Raw genomic sequence first — 15508 nt, 5'->3', positions numbered from 1 at the left:
ACTGACCTACTGGGACAGCATGTCCGAACCTTCCCGCGACGCACGCGCCGACGCCTTGCTCGATTCCGTACAGGAAGAGCGAAGCCGTCGCCTGAAAATATTCCTCGGCGCGGCCCCGGGCGTTGGCAAGACCTTTGCCATGCTTTCGGCCGCTCGCGAGCTGAAGCGGCAAGGTGTGGATGTGGTGATCGGCCTGGTCGAAACCCACGGCCGTCCGGAAACCTCGGCGCTGCTCGAAGGACTGGAGCAGCTGCCGCGTCGGCCGGTGACCTATCGCGGACGCGACTTCACCGAGTTCGACCTCGACGCCGCTTTGCAGCGACGCCCCGAGGTGATCCTGGTCGACGAGCTGGCGCATCGCAATCTGCCCGGCGGGCGTCACGAGCGCCGCTGGCAAGACATCTCCGAGCTGCTGGATGCGGGCATCGAGGTCTATACCGCGCTCAATGTGCAGCATCTGGAAAGCCTCAACGACCAGGTGCGGCGCATCACCAATGTCACCGTGCGCGAAACCGTGCCCGATGCCTTCCTCGACCAGGCGCGCGACATCGTGCTGGTCGACCTGCCGCCACGCGAGCTGATCCAGCGCCTCAAGCAAGGCAAGGTCTATGTGCCGGAAACGGCCGCCGCCGCACTCGACGCGTTTTTCTCGCCGACCAACTTGGCCGCGCTGCGCGAACTGGCGGTCGACACGATAGCCGGCCATGTCGACAGCGACCTGCGCGAGCACATGCTGGCGCGCGGTGGCGCTATGCCGGTCCGTCGCCGTGTGCTCGCCGCCATCGACGGCCATTCGCAAAGCGATTACCTCGTGCGCATCGCACGGCGCATTGCCGAGCGACGCGGTGCGCCGTGGAGCGTGGCCTTTGTCGACACCGGCGCCACCTTGGACAAGGCGCGACGGGAGCGACTCGACTCGGCCATGCGCCTGGCGCGTCGCCTCGGTGGCGACACCGTAGTATTGCGCGGCCACGCGGTTGCCGACGAATTGATTGCTCATGCGGATCGCGAAGGCATTGGCCAGATCATTCTCGGCCGCACGCGCGAGCGATTGCTGGCGCGCATGCTGGGACGGTCGCTGACCCAGCTGCTCTTGCGCCGCGGTGCGCATCTCGAACTCACCATCATCGCCACGCCCACCGAACGTGCAAAGTCGCGCCTGCGCTTGCGCATGCCCGGTGGTCGCGGGCGTCGAGGGGAGTACATCTACGCCACCTTGGCCACCCTGGTCGCGTTTGGGTTGTCGTTTATCGCGGACCGCTATCTTTCCGTCGCCAATCTCTCGCTGATCTTCCTCACCGCCGTGCTGGTGGTGGCGGTGCGCACGCGCATGGCGGTGGCCGTGTACACGGCGATCCTGTGTTTCCTTGGCTACAACTTCTTCTTTGCGCCACCGCGCTACACCCTGGCCATCGCCAACTTCGACGATGTGCTGGCGGTCTGTTTGTTCCTGGTGGCGGCGCTGGTGTGCAGCCGGTTGGCCACCCAGCTGGCCAGCCAGGTGGAGTCGATGCGCGGAGCGCACGCGCACGCGCGTGCCTTGCTGGCGTTGGGGCAGCGGCTGTCGACAAGCACCGATGCCGCAGGCATTCGCGGCGTCGGTGTTTCGGCGCTGGCCCACGGGCTTCGCTGCGATGCGGCGATACTGGCACGCGACGCCAGCCAGGTGCTTCGCGTGGTGGCGTCGTCGCCCCGCGACTTCCCCCTGCTCACGCAGGATCTCGCTGCAGCGGGCTGGAGCGAGCAACACGCCGAGCAAGCCGGGCGCTACACCGATACGCTCAACGCAGCGCCCTGTTGGGCGTTGCCGCTGGGCAACGAGGACAACCGCCTCGGCGTGGCCGCGCTACGATTTCCGCCTGAACAGGGTGAGCCCTCGCCGGATCAGCGCAGCCTCGCGCTCGCGATGGTGCAGGATATCGGCCAGGCATTGCAGCGTGCGCGTCTTGCCGAGGAGCTGGAGGGCGCGCGCGTGCAGGGCGAAACCGAGCGGCTGCGCAATGCGCTGTTGTCTTCCGTTTCGCACGATCTGCGCTCGCCGCTGGCGTCGATGATCGGCTCCGCCGGCACGCTCGCCAGCTACGGCGACCAGCTGCCCGCTGGCGAACGTCGCGAGCTGCTCGAAGCCATCCTGGGTGAGGGTCAGCGACTCGATCGCTACATCCAGAACCTGCTCGATATGACCAAGCTGGGCCACGGTACGCTCAAGCTCAATCGGGATTGGACCGACGTGGCCGAGATCGTGGCCGCATCCACCACGCGTCTGCGCAAGCTGTTCCCGGACCTGAAGCTGGTCACCGAGCTGCCACCGGGCACGTTGTTGCTCTATGTGCATCCGGCGCTTATCGAACAGGCCTTGTTCAACATCTTGGAGAACGCGGCACGCTTCTCGCCGCCAGGTGAGCCGGTGCGGGTGGTGGTGCGTTCGAAGGGCGAGCGGTTGCAGATCGATGTCATCGACCGCGGCCCAGGTATTCCGGAGGAAGAGCGAGCGCTCATCTTCGACATGTTCTATTCGGTATCGCGCGGCGACCGGGCGCCGCAAGGCACGGGCCTCGGTCTTGCCATCTGCCGCGGCATGATCGGCGCCCACGGTGGCAGCGTAGAGGCCTTGCCGGGTGACGGTATAGGTACCACCATTCGCATCACCTTGCCGTTGCCGGCGCCGCCCGATCAATCTGGATAAATTCAGCCTCTATGACTGCCGTCACTCCCTGTGTCCTGGTCATCGATGACGAGGCGCAGATCCGCAAGTTCCTCGACATCGGCTTGCGGGCCGAAGGTTACGAGGTGCTATTGGCGGCGAACGGGGCCGAGGGCCTGGCGCTCGCCGCCACCCGCTCACCGGATCTGGTGATCCTGGATATCGGCCTGCCTGATCGCGAAGGCCACAATGTCCTGGCCGAACTGCGGCAATGGAGCCACGTGCCGGTACTGATGCTGTCGGTGCGCGATTCCGAGAGCGAGAAGGTTAAGGCGCTCGACGCAGGCGCCAACGACTACGTCACCAAGCCCTTCGGCATCCAGGAGCTGATGGCGCGGCTGCGCGCCATGATGCGCGCCCGCCCTGGCGAGCCGGAGGCCCCGCAGCGCTACGACGACGGCCACCTGGTGATCGATCTGGCCCGCCGCGAGGTGATGCTGGAAGGCGTCCTGCTTGCGCTTACCCGCAAGGAATACGCAGTACTCGCCACCCTGGTGCGTCACGTTGGTCGCGTCGTTACCCAGCAGCAGCTGCTGCGCGATATCTGGGGCGCCACCCATACCCACGACAGCCACTACCTGCGCATCGTGGTGGGCAAACTGCGCCAGAAACTGGGTGACGACCCGGCTACCCCACGCTGGCTGAAGACCGAGCCCGGGGTGGGCTACCGCTTTATCAGCGGGATCTGAGCGGCGATTCGCCCCGGTCGGGTGTCGCAATCCCTGAGAGTCGCCAGTGGTCTGATTCCGCGGGATTTTTCGTCCGACCCGGACAAGCGGGTAGGGCGAATGACCGACAGCTTCACGAGCATGGGGCCCCGGTCAAACCCTGTACTCGGCGGGTGGCGCGGTTATGATAGCCGCCAGTTCAACCATCCCGGTGCTGACTGCCCTAGAACGCAGCGCCGGCTTCAAGAGGAAACAAAATCCATGGCACGTGGTATCAACAAAGTCATCATCGTCGGCAACCTCGGCGCCGATCCGGAAACGCGCTACACCAGCAACGGCACGGCGATCACCAGCATCCGCATCGCCACTTCCGAGAACTGGACCGACAAGCAGAGCGGCGAAAAGCAGGAGCGCACCGAGTGGCACCGCGTCAAGCTGTTCGGCCGCCTCGCTGAAATCGCTGGCGAGTACCTGAAGAAGGGTCGCCAGGTCTATATCGAAGGCTCGCTGCGCACCGACAAGTACACCGACAAGGATGGCGTCGAGCGCTTTAGCACCGACATCATCGCCGCCGAAATGCAGATGCTTGGCGGCGGCACCGAAGGTGCTGGCGCGGGTGGCGGCGGTGGCGGTTATCGCGAGCGCCCGCAGGGCGGTGGTGGCGGTGGCCAGCAGCGCCAGGGTGGTGCTAGCGGCGGCGGTTACGGCGGCGGCCAGTCCCGCGGCGGTGGTGACAACGCCGGCGGCCAGCAGCGCCAGTCCGCGCCGCCGGTGCAGAACAACAGCTTCGACGACGACGATATTCCGTTCTGATTTACACCATCCGTTTTTTTGTCGCGTATACCAAAAAGCCCATGTCATGCATGGGCTTTTTTATTGGAATTGCCGACTCGTCTGGGTGGCGAAGGGAGCCTCGTTTATCCCCGCCTGGGCGCAAACGGCATGCCGCTCTAGCCGAGAGGGTCCCTCGCGCTGACGAACGCGCCGCCATCAGCCAGTGCCTATCTAGCGAACCTCTCAGCCATACGGTGGTGGGTCGCCGCGTCTGGAAGAAGCCGGTCAGGCAGGGGTAGTTCCTGTTAGTTGCCGCGTGCCTTCAGCTGTGCGTCCAGGCGGGGATAAACGCGGCGGGCATTGCCTTCAAAGACCTTTTGCTTGTCTTCGGAAGAGATTGCCAGAGAGTCGATGTAGCGGCGGGTATCGTCGAAGTAGTGGCCGGTGGTCGGGTCGATGCCGCGCACGGCGCCTACCATTTCCGAGCCAAACAGTATGTTGTCGATGTCGATCACCCTGAACAGTAAATCGATACCCGGCTGATGATAGACACAGGTATCGAAGTACACGTTTTTCCTGGCGCCGCTGGACCATATCGAGCGACGCGTCAGCATGATTCAGCTGCGGGCCCTGGTGGCGGTGGAGCATTGCAGCAGTTATGCCTCCGCCGCCGAGCAGATCGGACTATCGCAACCGGCCGTATACCGCGCCGTGCGCGAACTGCAGGACGCGCTGGGTGCTCAATTGCTGGTGCGAGCCGGGCGCGTAGTGCGGCCCACCGATCTGGCTAGTCGGTTCGTACGCTTCGTACGCTTGATGCTGTCCGAGTTGCGCACCAGACTGGACGAAATCGCCGCCGACAAGCACGGCGGCGGCCGTATCAGCATCGGTACGCTGCCGATGGCGCGCGCGGTGTTCCTGCCCGATTTTCTGGCGCTATTTGCGCAAGAGCATCCTGGCGCCTCAGTGGAAGTTCGCGAGGCGCCTTATGGCGAGCTGCTGATTGCGCTGCAAACGCTTCGCAGCCATGGCACGCGAAATGGGCGTCGAACGCACGCAGAAGTCCTGGACTTGATGGAGCTTCTCCTGCGGGCGTTGCCATCACCGTCGCGGCGCGCATCTCCACTTTGCGCTTCACACCCGGGTTGACGCCGAAGCTCAATAGACTGCGAGCTTCCAGGTGCTTCGCACGAGCTTCGGAAGAGGTCTCGGCGCCGGGAGGCCTTCCGCGAAGGCAGCTATCCGAATCAGGCGCTACAACGAACGCTTCTTCCGATAGGGCAGCGCGCGAAGCGTCGCGTCAGCTCAGTAGCGAATAGGGGCCGCCGCGTTCAAGCGCACGCTGATAGGCAGGTCGCTGATGCATGCGTTCCAGAAAGGCTGCGATATGCGGATAGGCGCCCTGGTGGCCACCGCGCGCATTAGCGGCTTCCAGCGGAAAACTCATCTGGATGTCCGCCGCGCTGAATGTATCGCCCACGAACCAGCCCGTCGTGGCGAGTGTTTCATCGATATACGAAAGATGCAGTTTCAGCTGCGGATCGACGAAGCCGGCTTGCAGTGAGCCCGCGATCATTCGTGCAATCGGCTTGGCGAAGAACGGCATGGGCGCGTTGGCGATGCGCGAGGCGACCAGCTTCAGCAGCAGTGGGGGCATGGCCGAGCCTTCGGCGTAATGAAGCCAATACGTGTAGCGCAGACGCTCGGTGGTGCCGGTCATTGGAGCGAGGCGACCGGAGCCATAACGCTCGATCAGATACTCGATGATCGCGCCGGATTCGGCGATCACCAGGCCGTCATCCTCGACCACTGGCGACTTGCCGAGCGGATGGATCGCGCGAAGCTCGGGTGGCGCGAGCATGGTCTTTTTGTCGCGTTCATAGAGCCTGATCTCGTACGGCACCCCAAGTTCCTCCAGCAGCCACAGTACGCGCTGGGAGCGGGAGTTGTTCAGGTGGTGGACGATGAGCATGAGGATGCCGGCATGGAGTCGAGCGCACATCGTACTGAGGCTTTACTGTTACCGGTACTGGCGCGAAAGCCATGGTGCCTTGCGTTCCAGTAGCCCCTTATCGTCAGGGACACGCCATAAGCTTGCCATCCCGGTATGCAAACTGGTCAGCTTGCCAACTCTATCTGCAAGGATGTGTCCGATGAGTCTTCCGCGTATTCGTGTTCCGGTCGGTGCAGCAATCGTGCTCCATCTTGCGCTTGCATGCCTGCCGACGCCCGTCAGCGCCGCTGAGCAGACTCAAGCAGGTGTGACGCAGGTCGACCTCCAGCACACGCTGGAGGCGCTGGCACAGCGTGCGCGTCCAGGGCTTCTTGGCGTCGCCGTCCTTGATCTGCAATCGGGCGCCGAATGGCGGGTCAACGCAGACCAGGCCTATCCGCTGATGAGCGTGTTTAAGGCGCCGGTGGCTGCCGCGGTGCTATCTCGCATCGAAAAAGGTGAGTTGTCGCTGGATCAAAAAGTCACCATCAAGCGCGCCGACGTTGTGTCGGGTTCGGCGGTGCCTTCGATTGGCGCCAAGTTTCACGGCGAGGAAATGACGTTTACGGTCGATCAGTTGCTCACGGCCGCGGTGAGCGAAAGCGATAGCACGGCGGTGGACGCCTTGATCCGGGTCGTCGGCGGTCCGCAGGTCGTCACCGCATTTCTGCGTGCGCATGGGATCGATGGCCTGCGTGTGGATCTGGATGAGGTTGGGGTAGGGCGTGTATTCAGCGCACTCGATTCTGCACAGGCCCTGCCAGCCAACGAGTCGATGCAACAGGCGCATGACCGGTACCAGCGTGGCTTGCAGGCGTTTCTTGCCGATCCACGCAACCGCAGCACGCCGGATGCCGCCGTTGCCTTCCTCCGCAAACTCTGGCTCAACGAGTTGCTTTCGCCGACATCGACCCAACACCTGCTACGCCTGATGTTCGCGCAGACGATTCCCAGCCGGCTGAGGGCAGGCTTGCCCAGCGGTGTGCGCCTGGCCGACAAGACCGGCACTTCGGGTTCGCTGGACGGCCAAACCGGTGCATACAACGATATCGGCATACTCACCTGGCCAGACGGCCACACCGTCATCGTCGCCGCTTTCCTCATGGGCTCGCGTGCCTCGGCTGCCGAGCGGGATGCCTTGTTTGCCGAACTGGGGCGTAGCGTTGCCGTCGGACTTCATCCCTAGCGTGTGCTCACGGACGTCCGTGAGCCTGTCCGCGGACGATGGTGCGAAACGGTCGCGCAACGGCAAGCGCTTGAAATGATTCGGTTCGGCCGCTAAAGAGTCGCTGGCACGCGGCTTGCTGTGAGATGGGCTAACGGTGCCGTGTTCCGGAATGGACACGCCCGGCCATTCCCTGCCGTCACCGAGACTCGGTGACATCAAGTGGGTTGACGAAAATCCGAACCTGGAGAGTTACCTTGGCTATGTTCCGCACCTCCCTGCTCTTCGCGCTGACCTGGGCCATGGGCATCGCGGCGGTTGAAGCCTCGCCTGTGGCGGCACCTGCCGACGTGGCAAGTACGGCGGCGGCGCCCGCCCAGGGCAAGTCGTCCATGATGTCGCGCGACGAGGTTACGCGGATACTTGAGAGCAATCGCAAGATCGTTTCGCCTCAAGGCGTCGACGAAATGATCAAGGTGCGCATTGGTGGCATCGATCAATGGCTGTCGATTCGAGGCAAGGATCGGCGCAATCCGATCCTGCTGTTCCTGCACGGCGGCCCGGCCTCTCCGGCCATGCCGGAGGCGTACACGTTCCAGACGCCCTGGGAGGACTACTTCACGGTGGTGCAGTGGGATCAGCGAGGCGCCGGCAAGACCTATCGGGCCAATAGCGAAGAGGCGATGGCGCCAGGCATGAGCGTGCAAGGCCAGGTCAACGATGCCACGGAGGTGGTCCAGTACCTGCGTCAGCGCTTCGGCAAGGAAAAGATCTTCCTGCTTGGGCACTCCTGGGGCTCTGTGTTGGGCGTGCATCTGGCGCAGCAGCACCCGGACTGGTTCTACGCCTATATCTCGGTAGGACAGGTGGTGAACGGGCGCCGCAATGAAGAACTCGGTTACGCCTTCGCCTTGCAACAGGCGAAGGCACAGGGCAATGAGAAGGCCGTGCGCGAGCTGCAATCCATCGCACCGTACCCTGGCACGAAGCTGACGCTCGACAGCATCGGCATGCGCAGCAAATGGGAGATGTACTACGGCGGGCTCGCCTATGGCCGCAAGGATTACCAGTTCGAAGATGATGTGGAGAAGCTCTCGCCCGACTACAGCCAACAGGATCTCGACGCCATCGGCAAGGGTAGCCTGTTCTCGTTGGACCACCTTCTGCCATCGCTGTTCGCCGTCGACTTCGACCACACGACGCATTTCGAGTGCCCGGTCATCGTGTTCGTGGGGCAGCACGACTACACCACGCCGCACGAACTGGCGGAACAATGGTTCGAGCGTATCCAGGCGCCGTCGAAGCGCTTGGTCTCGTTCGCTGACTCGGCGCACATGATGATGCAGGAACAGCCCGGCCGATTCCTGCTGCACCTGGTGACCGATGCCTTGCCCTTGGCGCAGAAGGCGGGAGATGCGGCGCCAGTGGAAGTCATGCGCGACCGGTAGGCCGGCGTTGCCAATTCAAGCTGCAGGCAGCGCACACACTATGCGCGCGCTCGCCGGCAGCGTCGAATCGACACGCCTAGACAGACTCCTGAAGCGTTCATGTGCTGCCGGCGAGAGGTTTACTTGCGATGGGACATCGCTGGCCGGCTTGCGACCGGACGCACTCTGCAGGTTCCTGAAGGTTCCTGATACCGGTGCGATCCAGAACGCAGGATCGGTCTCATCGATGATGACGAAGAGTTCACTTGCTGTTCTCCCGAAACAAAGCACACTTAAAGGGCTTAACTACGGGAATAGCAGGTGCAGCACAGTTTCACCAATAAAAGTCCTTTTCGTCTTGCAGGCAGGCGTTGGTCCGGTGTCTTACTGCTGGTAGCCTGCATGGGTCCGACATATGCAGCCCAGGGTCAGAGCACTGCTGTGCGCACATCTTCGGGTGTTGCGCAAGCGCAGAGCGCCGAACCACTTTCGATCCAGGTCAACGATGATCGGATGACGCTTGCGCTTACCCGCGTTCCCCAGGTGTATCTCTTCGGCGCGATCGACGCCGATGCGCCCCGTCGTTTTGAGGGGTTGATGAGGTCGAGGAAGATTCCGCCAGGCTCCGATATCTATTTGAATTCACCGGGCGGTGATTTGAATGCCGGTCTGGCGTTGGGACGGCTATTTCGGTCCCAATCGATGGTGACGCATCTGGGTGCGCCGAAAAAGAAGTCGGGTTACGGAGCGACGCCCAGGGACTCCTTGTGCGTGGGCGCTTGCACTTATGCGTACTTTGGCGGGCTCTACCGATGGGCGGTCACGGGTAACGACCGCATCGGCCTGAACTCGTTCAACGCGTCAATTCCCAAGGCGGGTGATGCGGGAACATCGCAGGTACCCGTTGAGGTCACTTCGTATTTGAAGGAGATGGGCATTGACCAGGAAGTATTGACGCGAGCATCGGCGGCGTCGAGCGATAAGGTCGTTTGGCTGGCGCCCGAGCACATGCTTTCCTCGGGACTTGCCAATAACGGACGTCTGCCGCCCACCTCCAAATATCTGCCGTCGGCAGGGGGCACGTATCTGGAGCTCAGCCAAGTCGCCCGTGATGGCGAGCATAAAATCACGTTCCAGTGCGGGCCGGACGGACTCTCCCTCACTTCCTACTTCAAGGTAGGTCTCGATCGTGCAAGACAGCTGGCCGCGCGTGGTGCTGGGGCATACTTTCAGGTCGACGACCTGGAGATGTTGCCGGAACAACGGGCTAGCGTGGATGACGGCAATCAATCGCTGGTGATCAATCGCCCGTTTCCCATGGGAGGGCTGGCGCGCCTGGTGACGGCGACCTCCATGGGCGCCTGGGTCAGCGACAAGAATGGCGCCGTCCGATATGGCTTCACCTTCGAACTCGACCCGGTCAGGTCTGAACTCAAGAACTATTACGCCAGTTGCCAACAGGTAGCGGAGCGGGCGAAATCGCGGAAGCACTGAGGGACTAGGATTTCAGGGCGCCTCCTTATGGGACGGCCCGATGGCGTTGCGGTCGGCGCTTCAAAGTGCGGCCTGTTCGAGCAGGCCGACGGCCCCTGACAGATGGTTGCGCATGGATACCGGCAACCCGTGACGCTGCACGATGTAGTCAGGCGTGCTGTAGCCGATCCAGGTGGCACCCTGATCGTCCTCCCAGACCAATGCCTTTAGGGGAAGATCCAGCGCCACGGTGGGGATGCTTTGCATCAGCGGCGTTCCCGCCTTTGGATTGCCGAAAATCAGCATCTGTTCCGGGCGCAGTTCGAGGCCTGCTCGCGCGGCGTCTCCACTGAAATCGATGCGCGCAAAAATCATCACGTCGTGTGCGTTGAGAAGTTGCTCGATCTTCTCCATCGTTTGCGGCACGTTATGTTGGGATCGAATACGAACAATGCCTTGATCGGCTTGGACGGTCGACATGGTCAGGCCTCCAGTGGCCAGTGACAGCGCGAGTGACCAACAAAACACCTTCTTAGGAAGAGCCATCCTGCCACTGTCACACGGGTGTGTGATCGCGTCGGGGGAGCAGCCGCCACGCAGCTGCCGTTCGTCGGCAAAGGAGGCAAGGATGCGGCTCGTGCCAAGAACCACGGTTCAAGTGCAGCCCTAAACTAACATCCCGGGCGCATGGGGATATGGGCAAGTTCGCTCGTCTTCACGGGCACTTCACGGCTTAAGCGAGGACATTGGCTTGGCACTGAAGAAGTGGCATCGAGCGGTCCGGACGAAGCCAAAGTGTCCTTTCGTCAGCTTGCCTAGTCGTAGTCACCTGAAAGAGGTTGCATCGATGCTGCGCCGTATCCTGGCCTCAAGCCGTTACATCATGCTCGTTCCCATCGTGGGGACGTTTCTTGGCTTTGTGGCCTTGATCTTTTATGAGGCGCTCGTGTTGTTTGCAAGCATCGTCGATACCGCACGGAACGGCACGGTCTCGGCCAAGTCGGTAAAAATATTCGCCGTGAGTATCGTTGAGGCGGTGGACGTTTTTCTGATTGCCATCGCCATCTACATCATCAGCATCGGCCTCTATTCGCTGTTCGTTGACGACAAATTGCCACTGCCGAAATGGCTGGAGGTAAATAACCTTGAGGACTTGAAAGGAAACTTGGTCAGCGTGGTTATCGCCGTGCTGGCCGTGTTGTTCCTTCGCGAAGTCGTGGCCTGGGATGGCAATGGCGATATCGCTACATTTGGCGTTGCGCTCGCCTTTGTAGTGGCCGCGCTTACGTTCTTTCTCATGAAGAATAACGTCAGGCGACAATGAGTCCGCGTTGATTTCCCGGCGATACGTTGCTGGGCGGCTTGCGCGCGATATCCTGCCACGTGCCTAGTTCCGCCTTGATTTACGGATGTGCTCCACGGTCGCTGATTCCGTTCTGCCTGACGTGCCCACCTTGGGGACTGCCGCTCAACCCATGGAGCGCCCTGTTTTCTTTGGCGATGGATAGCCGGGCCGAGAGGTAGGGCTAGCCAGACTCGCCGGTATCTGGCGGCAGGGGGGCTTTCCCTGGGTCCATCGACCTGCCGGGGGCAATCATGACCAAAGACGGGGGGCATTGGCCGGGCATCCACGGTAAGGTGGCGGTGGGGGATATCGCATGACCGTGGCGCAACGCGCATCGTCCGGCTGTCCGCCCGTACAGCTACCTTGCCTATTGCCCACGGAGATGTTGTCTCATGCGCCTGCTACCACTTTTCGCCGCCATCACCCTGATCCTTGGAACCGAGGGTGTTGCCCAGGCCGATGATGCGCCTGCCCCCGCTCGGGTCGTCGTCCGCGCCGCCCACCTGGTGGACGTGCAAAGCGGCACGGTGCGCGACAATCCGCTGGTGGTCATCGAGGGCGAGCGCATCACCGAGGTGCGCTACGACGGCCAGATGCCGGCCGGGGCCAACGTGATCGACCTTGGCGGCGCCACGCTGTTGCCCGGCCTGATCGATTGCCACGTGCACCTGACCGGTGACCCGGGAGAGATCAAGGGCGACTATTACGAGTCCATCCTCAAGCGCAGCGCAATCGATTCCGCCATCCTTTCGCCGATCTATGCCAAGCGCACCTTGGACGCGGGCTTCACCACCGTGCGCAATCTCGGCGCCAGCGACTATGTCGATGTCGCCTTGCGCAACGCGATCAATCGCGGCGACATCCCCGGCCCGCGCATGCTGGTCTCCGGTCCACCGTTGGGCGCTACCGGCGGCCATGCCGACGACACCACCGGCTTCTCGCCGTGGATCGAGTTCCATAGTGTCGACGGCGTCGCCGATGGTGTGGACGCCATCCGCCATCGCATCCGCGAGAACGTCAAGAACGGCGCCGATGTCATCAAGTTCATGGCCAGTGCGGGCGTGCTCAGTGCGGAGACATCGGTGGGCGCGCCGCAATATTCTCAGGAAGAAATGAATGCGATCGTCGACGAGGCGCATCGCTGGGGCAAGAAAGTGGCGGCGCACGCCCACGGCGCGGAAGCGATCAAGATGGCCATCCGCGCTGGCGTGGACTCCGTCGAGCACAGCAGCATGATCGACGACGAAGGCCTGAAGCTGGCCAAGCAGCACGGCACCTATCTCGATTTTGACGTTTACAACGACGACTACATCCTGAGCGAGTACTCAAAAAAAGGTTTCCCGGCGAGCACCATCGACAAGGAGAGGTTGGTGGGTCGTACCCAGCGCGAGAACTTCCAGCGCGCAGTGGGTGCGGGCGAGAAGCTTGCCTTCGGCACCGATGCCGGCGTCTATCCGCACGGCTGGAACGGCAAGCAGTTCGCCACCATGACCAAGTGGGGCATGACGCCGATGCAGTCCATCCAGGCCGCCACGGTCAACGCCGCGGACCTGCTTGGCATGAAGGATAAGGTAGGTGCCGTGGCAGTCGGCCATTATGCCGACCTCGTCGCCGTCGGCGGCGATCCCATCAAGGACATCGCGCAACTCGAACATGTCGGCTTCGTGATGAAGGGCGGCGCCGTGGAAAAGAACGAGCTCAAGCGCTAAGGCAAAACGCGCACGATCATCGTCGCTGCGCGCGCCGAACCGCTTCGGCGCGCGCAGCGATTTTCACGATGTTTGGCGCGCTCGCCGGACACAAGGTCCGATGCAAGACGTTGCAAGCACTCGTTCCCCAACGGTTCTCGCAGACCCTTCACCCAAGGCCAGGCAGGTCACAGGTCGCCTTCAGGCGTGCGCGGGTGTCGCTCTGCGCGCCAAACTCCACGGCATGGTCGTCGATGGGTAGCTTGAGCAGGATCCGGCGATCCATCTCGTAGTTATGCATCACCCGCCACGGCAACTCGCGACCCTGGCGTGGCATCGATGCCCCACCGCGGCGCACGTATCCTGACGTCAGCGAGTCCAGGATGGTTTCGCTTTGCATCTCGTTGGCGGGTGCGCGCGGGGTGACGGTAGCAAAGCCATGCTCGTCCATGTGGTTGAGCAGGCGGCAGACGTAGCTTGCGGCAAGGTCTACTTTCAGGGTCCAGGAGGCGTTGGTATAGCCAAGGATCACGGCCAGGTTCGGCGTATCCTGCAGCAGGACGCCCTTGTAGGTCATCAGGTTGCCTACCGCGCGCGCTTCGCCATCGACATCCAGCGTCGCTCCGCCCAGCGCCTGCAACAGAAAGCCGGTCGCCGTGATGATGATGTCGGCCTCGAGTGTCTTGCCCGAGCTGAGCCGAATGCCCGATTCGGTGAAGGTGTCGATGGTGTCCGTCACGATGGACGCTTTACCTTGTCGAAGCACCTCGAAAAGATCGCCATCGGGCACGGCACACAGGCGCTGGTCCCATGGATCATACTTCGGCGAGAAGTTGTCCAGGTCTACATGGGGGCCCACGCGCTTGCGCACACCCGACAGAAGCCAAGCCCGCACTTGCGCGGGCCAACGCTTCGCTGCCCTGTAGATGAGGCGTTGCAGATAGATATTCCGCCTGCGCGCCATCGCGTAGACGAGCCGCTCGGGAAGCATGTGTCGTAGACCAGCGGAGATGCTGTCATGGGCGGGAAGCGAGAAAATGTAGCTGGGTGATCGCTGCAGCAGGGTGATATGCGCGGTTTCTCCGGCCATTGCGGGAACGATCGTCACCGCCGTCGCGCCGCTGCCAATGACGATGACGCGCTTGCCGCGATACTCCAGGCCCTCAGGCCAACCTTGCGGGTGGAGAAACTGGCCCTGGTAGCGGTGGATGCCGGGGTAGTCGGGTAGGTAGCCCTTTGCGTGGTCAAAGTACCCGGTGCAGGTGATCAGGAAATCGCAGGTGAAACTGCACGCCTGCTCGTTGTTCGCATTCACCGCGATGACAGTCCAATGCTTCTGTTCGCTCGACCAGGAAGCGCGCGTCACCTCGATGCCGAAATGAATGCGCCGGTCAACCCCATAGGCACGTGCTGTCTCCTCCACGTACGCTCGAATCGATGGACCGTCGGCAAGCACCTTCAGCTCGTTCCATGGCCGAAACTGATAGCCGAAACTGAACATGTCGGAGTCGGAGCGGACGCCCGGATAGCGAAACAGATCCCACGTACCACCGATGGCATGGCGTCGCTCAAGCAGGCCTACCTGCTTGCTCGGGCAAGCGATGGCCAGATGGCAGGCCATGCCTATGCCCGAGAGTCCCGCGCCGATGATCAGGACATCGTAGTGAGTGTTGTTGAGCTGATCGCTACTCATGTCGCGTGCCCTCCCATGCTACGGATGTCGCGACCTGGATAGCGTACCTCGGTTTCCGGTATACGGGCTCTCGCCAAGGGAGCGGGCGGGCGGCGTTGCGATGGGGAAAAGCTACCCGGCAAGCGGGGAAGGTCGGCTAGCGATCCGAAACGGACTTGCCCTACAGGCGCCATCAAAGGCCTGGCGTCGCGAAGGTGAAGGCCTGAGAATCGCGGAACTGCCACTGCTGCTGGGGTGAGATATGGGCGATGCGAGTCCAGCTTTCTGCGCTATCTACCGTTGGCGCCTGCATCCCGGGTCTGAAGACTCGTTCGTCCGCGCTTGGTCGCGAGTGACCGAGCTGCTTTTAACGGAACGGGGATCGTTGGGCTCGCGCTTGCACCGTGGCCCTGACGATATTTGGTACAGCTATACGCAATGGCCATCCGCGATCGCGAAAGCTGAAGGTCTTGCACGCCCGTCGGTCGACCCGGAAGCCTGGCGACAACTGCGAGAAGCCATCGCCGAGACGTTGCCGGAGTTGATCCTCGAGCCCGTATCTGACTTCCTGGCTCCGCTACGACAAGAGGGCTGCTAAG

13 protein-coding genes and 1 pseudogene are annotated in these 15508 nt (G+C 62.3%); 10 read left to right on the top strand and 4 right to left on the bottom strand.

Features of this window, described 5'->3' with window-relative positions; all coding sequences use genetic code 11:
- Positions 1-19 precede the first annotated feature (19 nt).
- The 3 genes from ACT01B_RS17980 to ssb all read left to right on the top strand — a co-directional run bounded on the left by ACT01B_RS17980 (position 20) and on the right by ssb (position 4185).
- On the top strand, positions 20-2686 hold the full coding sequence (locus ACT01B_RS17980) for an ATP-binding protein (RefSeq protein ID WP_445144574.1): 2667 nt from the start codon (positions 20-22) through the stop codon (positions 2684-2686).
- A gap of 11 nt (positions 2687-2697) precedes the next feature.
- Entirely contained in the window at positions 2698-3393 is a 696-nt protein-coding gene (locus tag ACT01B_RS17975) for a response regulator (protein ID WP_445144573.1), read from the top strand.
- Positions 3394-3633: 240 nt separating this feature from the next.
- On the top strand, positions 3634-4185 hold the full coding sequence (gene ssb, locus ACT01B_RS17970) for a single-stranded DNA-binding protein (protein ID WP_445144572.1): 552 nt from the start codon (positions 3634-3636) through the stop codon (positions 4183-4185).
- 266 nt (positions 4186-4451) lie between these two features.
- On the opposite strand, the pseudogene ACT01B_RS17965 reads toward ssb, so the two are convergent.
- Positions 4452-4718: pseudogene (locus ACT01B_RS17965) on the bottom strand (amidohydrolase family protein); the annotation flags it as partial.
- Positions 4719-4758: 40 nt separating this feature from the next.
- Here ACT01B_RS17965 and ACT01B_RS17960 point away from each other — a divergent pair.
- Positions 4759-5295 carry a LysR family transcriptional regulator gene (locus ACT01B_RS17960; protein WP_445144571.1) on the top strand — a complete coding sequence of 179 codons (537 nt, stop codon included), beginning with the start codon at positions 4759-4761 and terminating at the stop codon, positions 5293-5295.
- A 151-nt stretch (positions 5296-5446) separates the two neighbouring features.
- Here ACT01B_RS17960 and ACT01B_RS17955 read toward each other — a convergent pair whose 3' ends face one another.
- On the bottom strand, positions 5447-6118 hold the full coding sequence (locus ACT01B_RS17955; protein ID WP_445144570.1) for a glutathione S-transferase family protein: 672 nt from the start codon (positions 6116-6118) through the stop codon (positions 5447-5449).
- A gap of 181 nt (positions 6119-6299) precedes the next feature.
- Here ACT01B_RS17955 and bla point away from each other — a divergent pair, with 181 nt between their 5' ends.
- From bla to ACT01B_RS17940, 3 genes are all read left to right on the top strand, one after another.
- Positions 6300-7325, top strand: a complete 1026-nt coding sequence (bla, locus tag ACT01B_RS17950; protein ID WP_445144569.1) for a class A beta-lactamase — start codon at positions 6300-6302, stop codon at positions 7323-7325.
- A 242-nt stretch (positions 7326-7567) separates the two neighbouring features.
- The gene (locus ACT01B_RS17945) at positions 7568-8752 is read left to right on the top strand and encodes an alpha/beta fold hydrolase (RefSeq protein WP_445147524.1); all 1185 of its coding nucleotides are present in this window, start codon (positions 7568-7570) and stop codon (positions 8750-8752) included.
- A 300-nt stretch (positions 8753-9052) separates the two neighbouring features.
- The gene (locus ACT01B_RS17940; RefSeq protein WP_445144568.1) at positions 9053-10225 is read left to right on the top strand and encodes a hypothetical protein; all 1173 of its coding nucleotides are present in this window, start codon (positions 9053-9055) and stop codon (positions 10223-10225) included.
- A 60-nt stretch (positions 10226-10285) separates the two neighbouring features.
- Here ACT01B_RS17940 and ACT01B_RS17935 read toward each other — a convergent pair whose 3' ends face one another.
- Complete coding sequence (locus ACT01B_RS17935) at positions 10286-10855, bottom strand: DUF302 domain-containing protein (protein ID WP_445144567.1); 570 nt, start codon at positions 10853-10855, stop codon at positions 10286-10288.
- Positions 10856-11051: 196 nt separating this feature from the next.
- Here ACT01B_RS17935 and ACT01B_RS17930 point away from each other — a divergent pair, with 196 nt between their 5' ends.
- Positions 11052-11528: a YqhA family protein gene (locus tag ACT01B_RS17930; RefSeq protein ID WP_445144566.1), complete on the top strand. Its 477-nt coding sequence runs from the start codon at positions 11052-11054 to the stop codon at positions 11526-11528.
- 413 nt (positions 11529-11941) lie between these two features.
- Entirely contained in the window at positions 11942-13258 is a 1317-nt protein-coding gene (locus ACT01B_RS17925; protein ID WP_445144565.1) for a Xaa-Pro dipeptidase, read from the top strand.
- Between the two features lie 148 nt (positions 13259-13406).
- On the opposite strand, the gene ACT01B_RS17920 is transcribed toward ACT01B_RS17925, so the two are convergent.
- Entirely contained in the window at positions 13407-14930 is a 1524-nt protein-coding gene (locus ACT01B_RS17920; RefSeq protein WP_445144564.1) for a flavin-containing monooxygenase, read from the bottom strand.
- Positions 14931-15171: 241 nt separating this feature from the next.
- Between ACT01B_RS17920 and ACT01B_RS17915 the strand changes: the two genes are divergently transcribed.
- On the top strand, positions 15172-15507 hold the full coding sequence (locus ACT01B_RS17915; RefSeq protein WP_445144563.1) for an antibiotic biosynthesis monooxygenase: 336 nt from the start codon (positions 15172-15174) through the stop codon (positions 15505-15507).
- Position 15508 lies beyond the last annotated feature (1 nt).

It is taken from the genome of Dyella sp. Tek66A03 (genome assembly GCF_052567735.1).
Note: the sequence above shows the minus strand (reverse complement) of the source record. Positions and strands in the feature narration are given on the sequence as shown.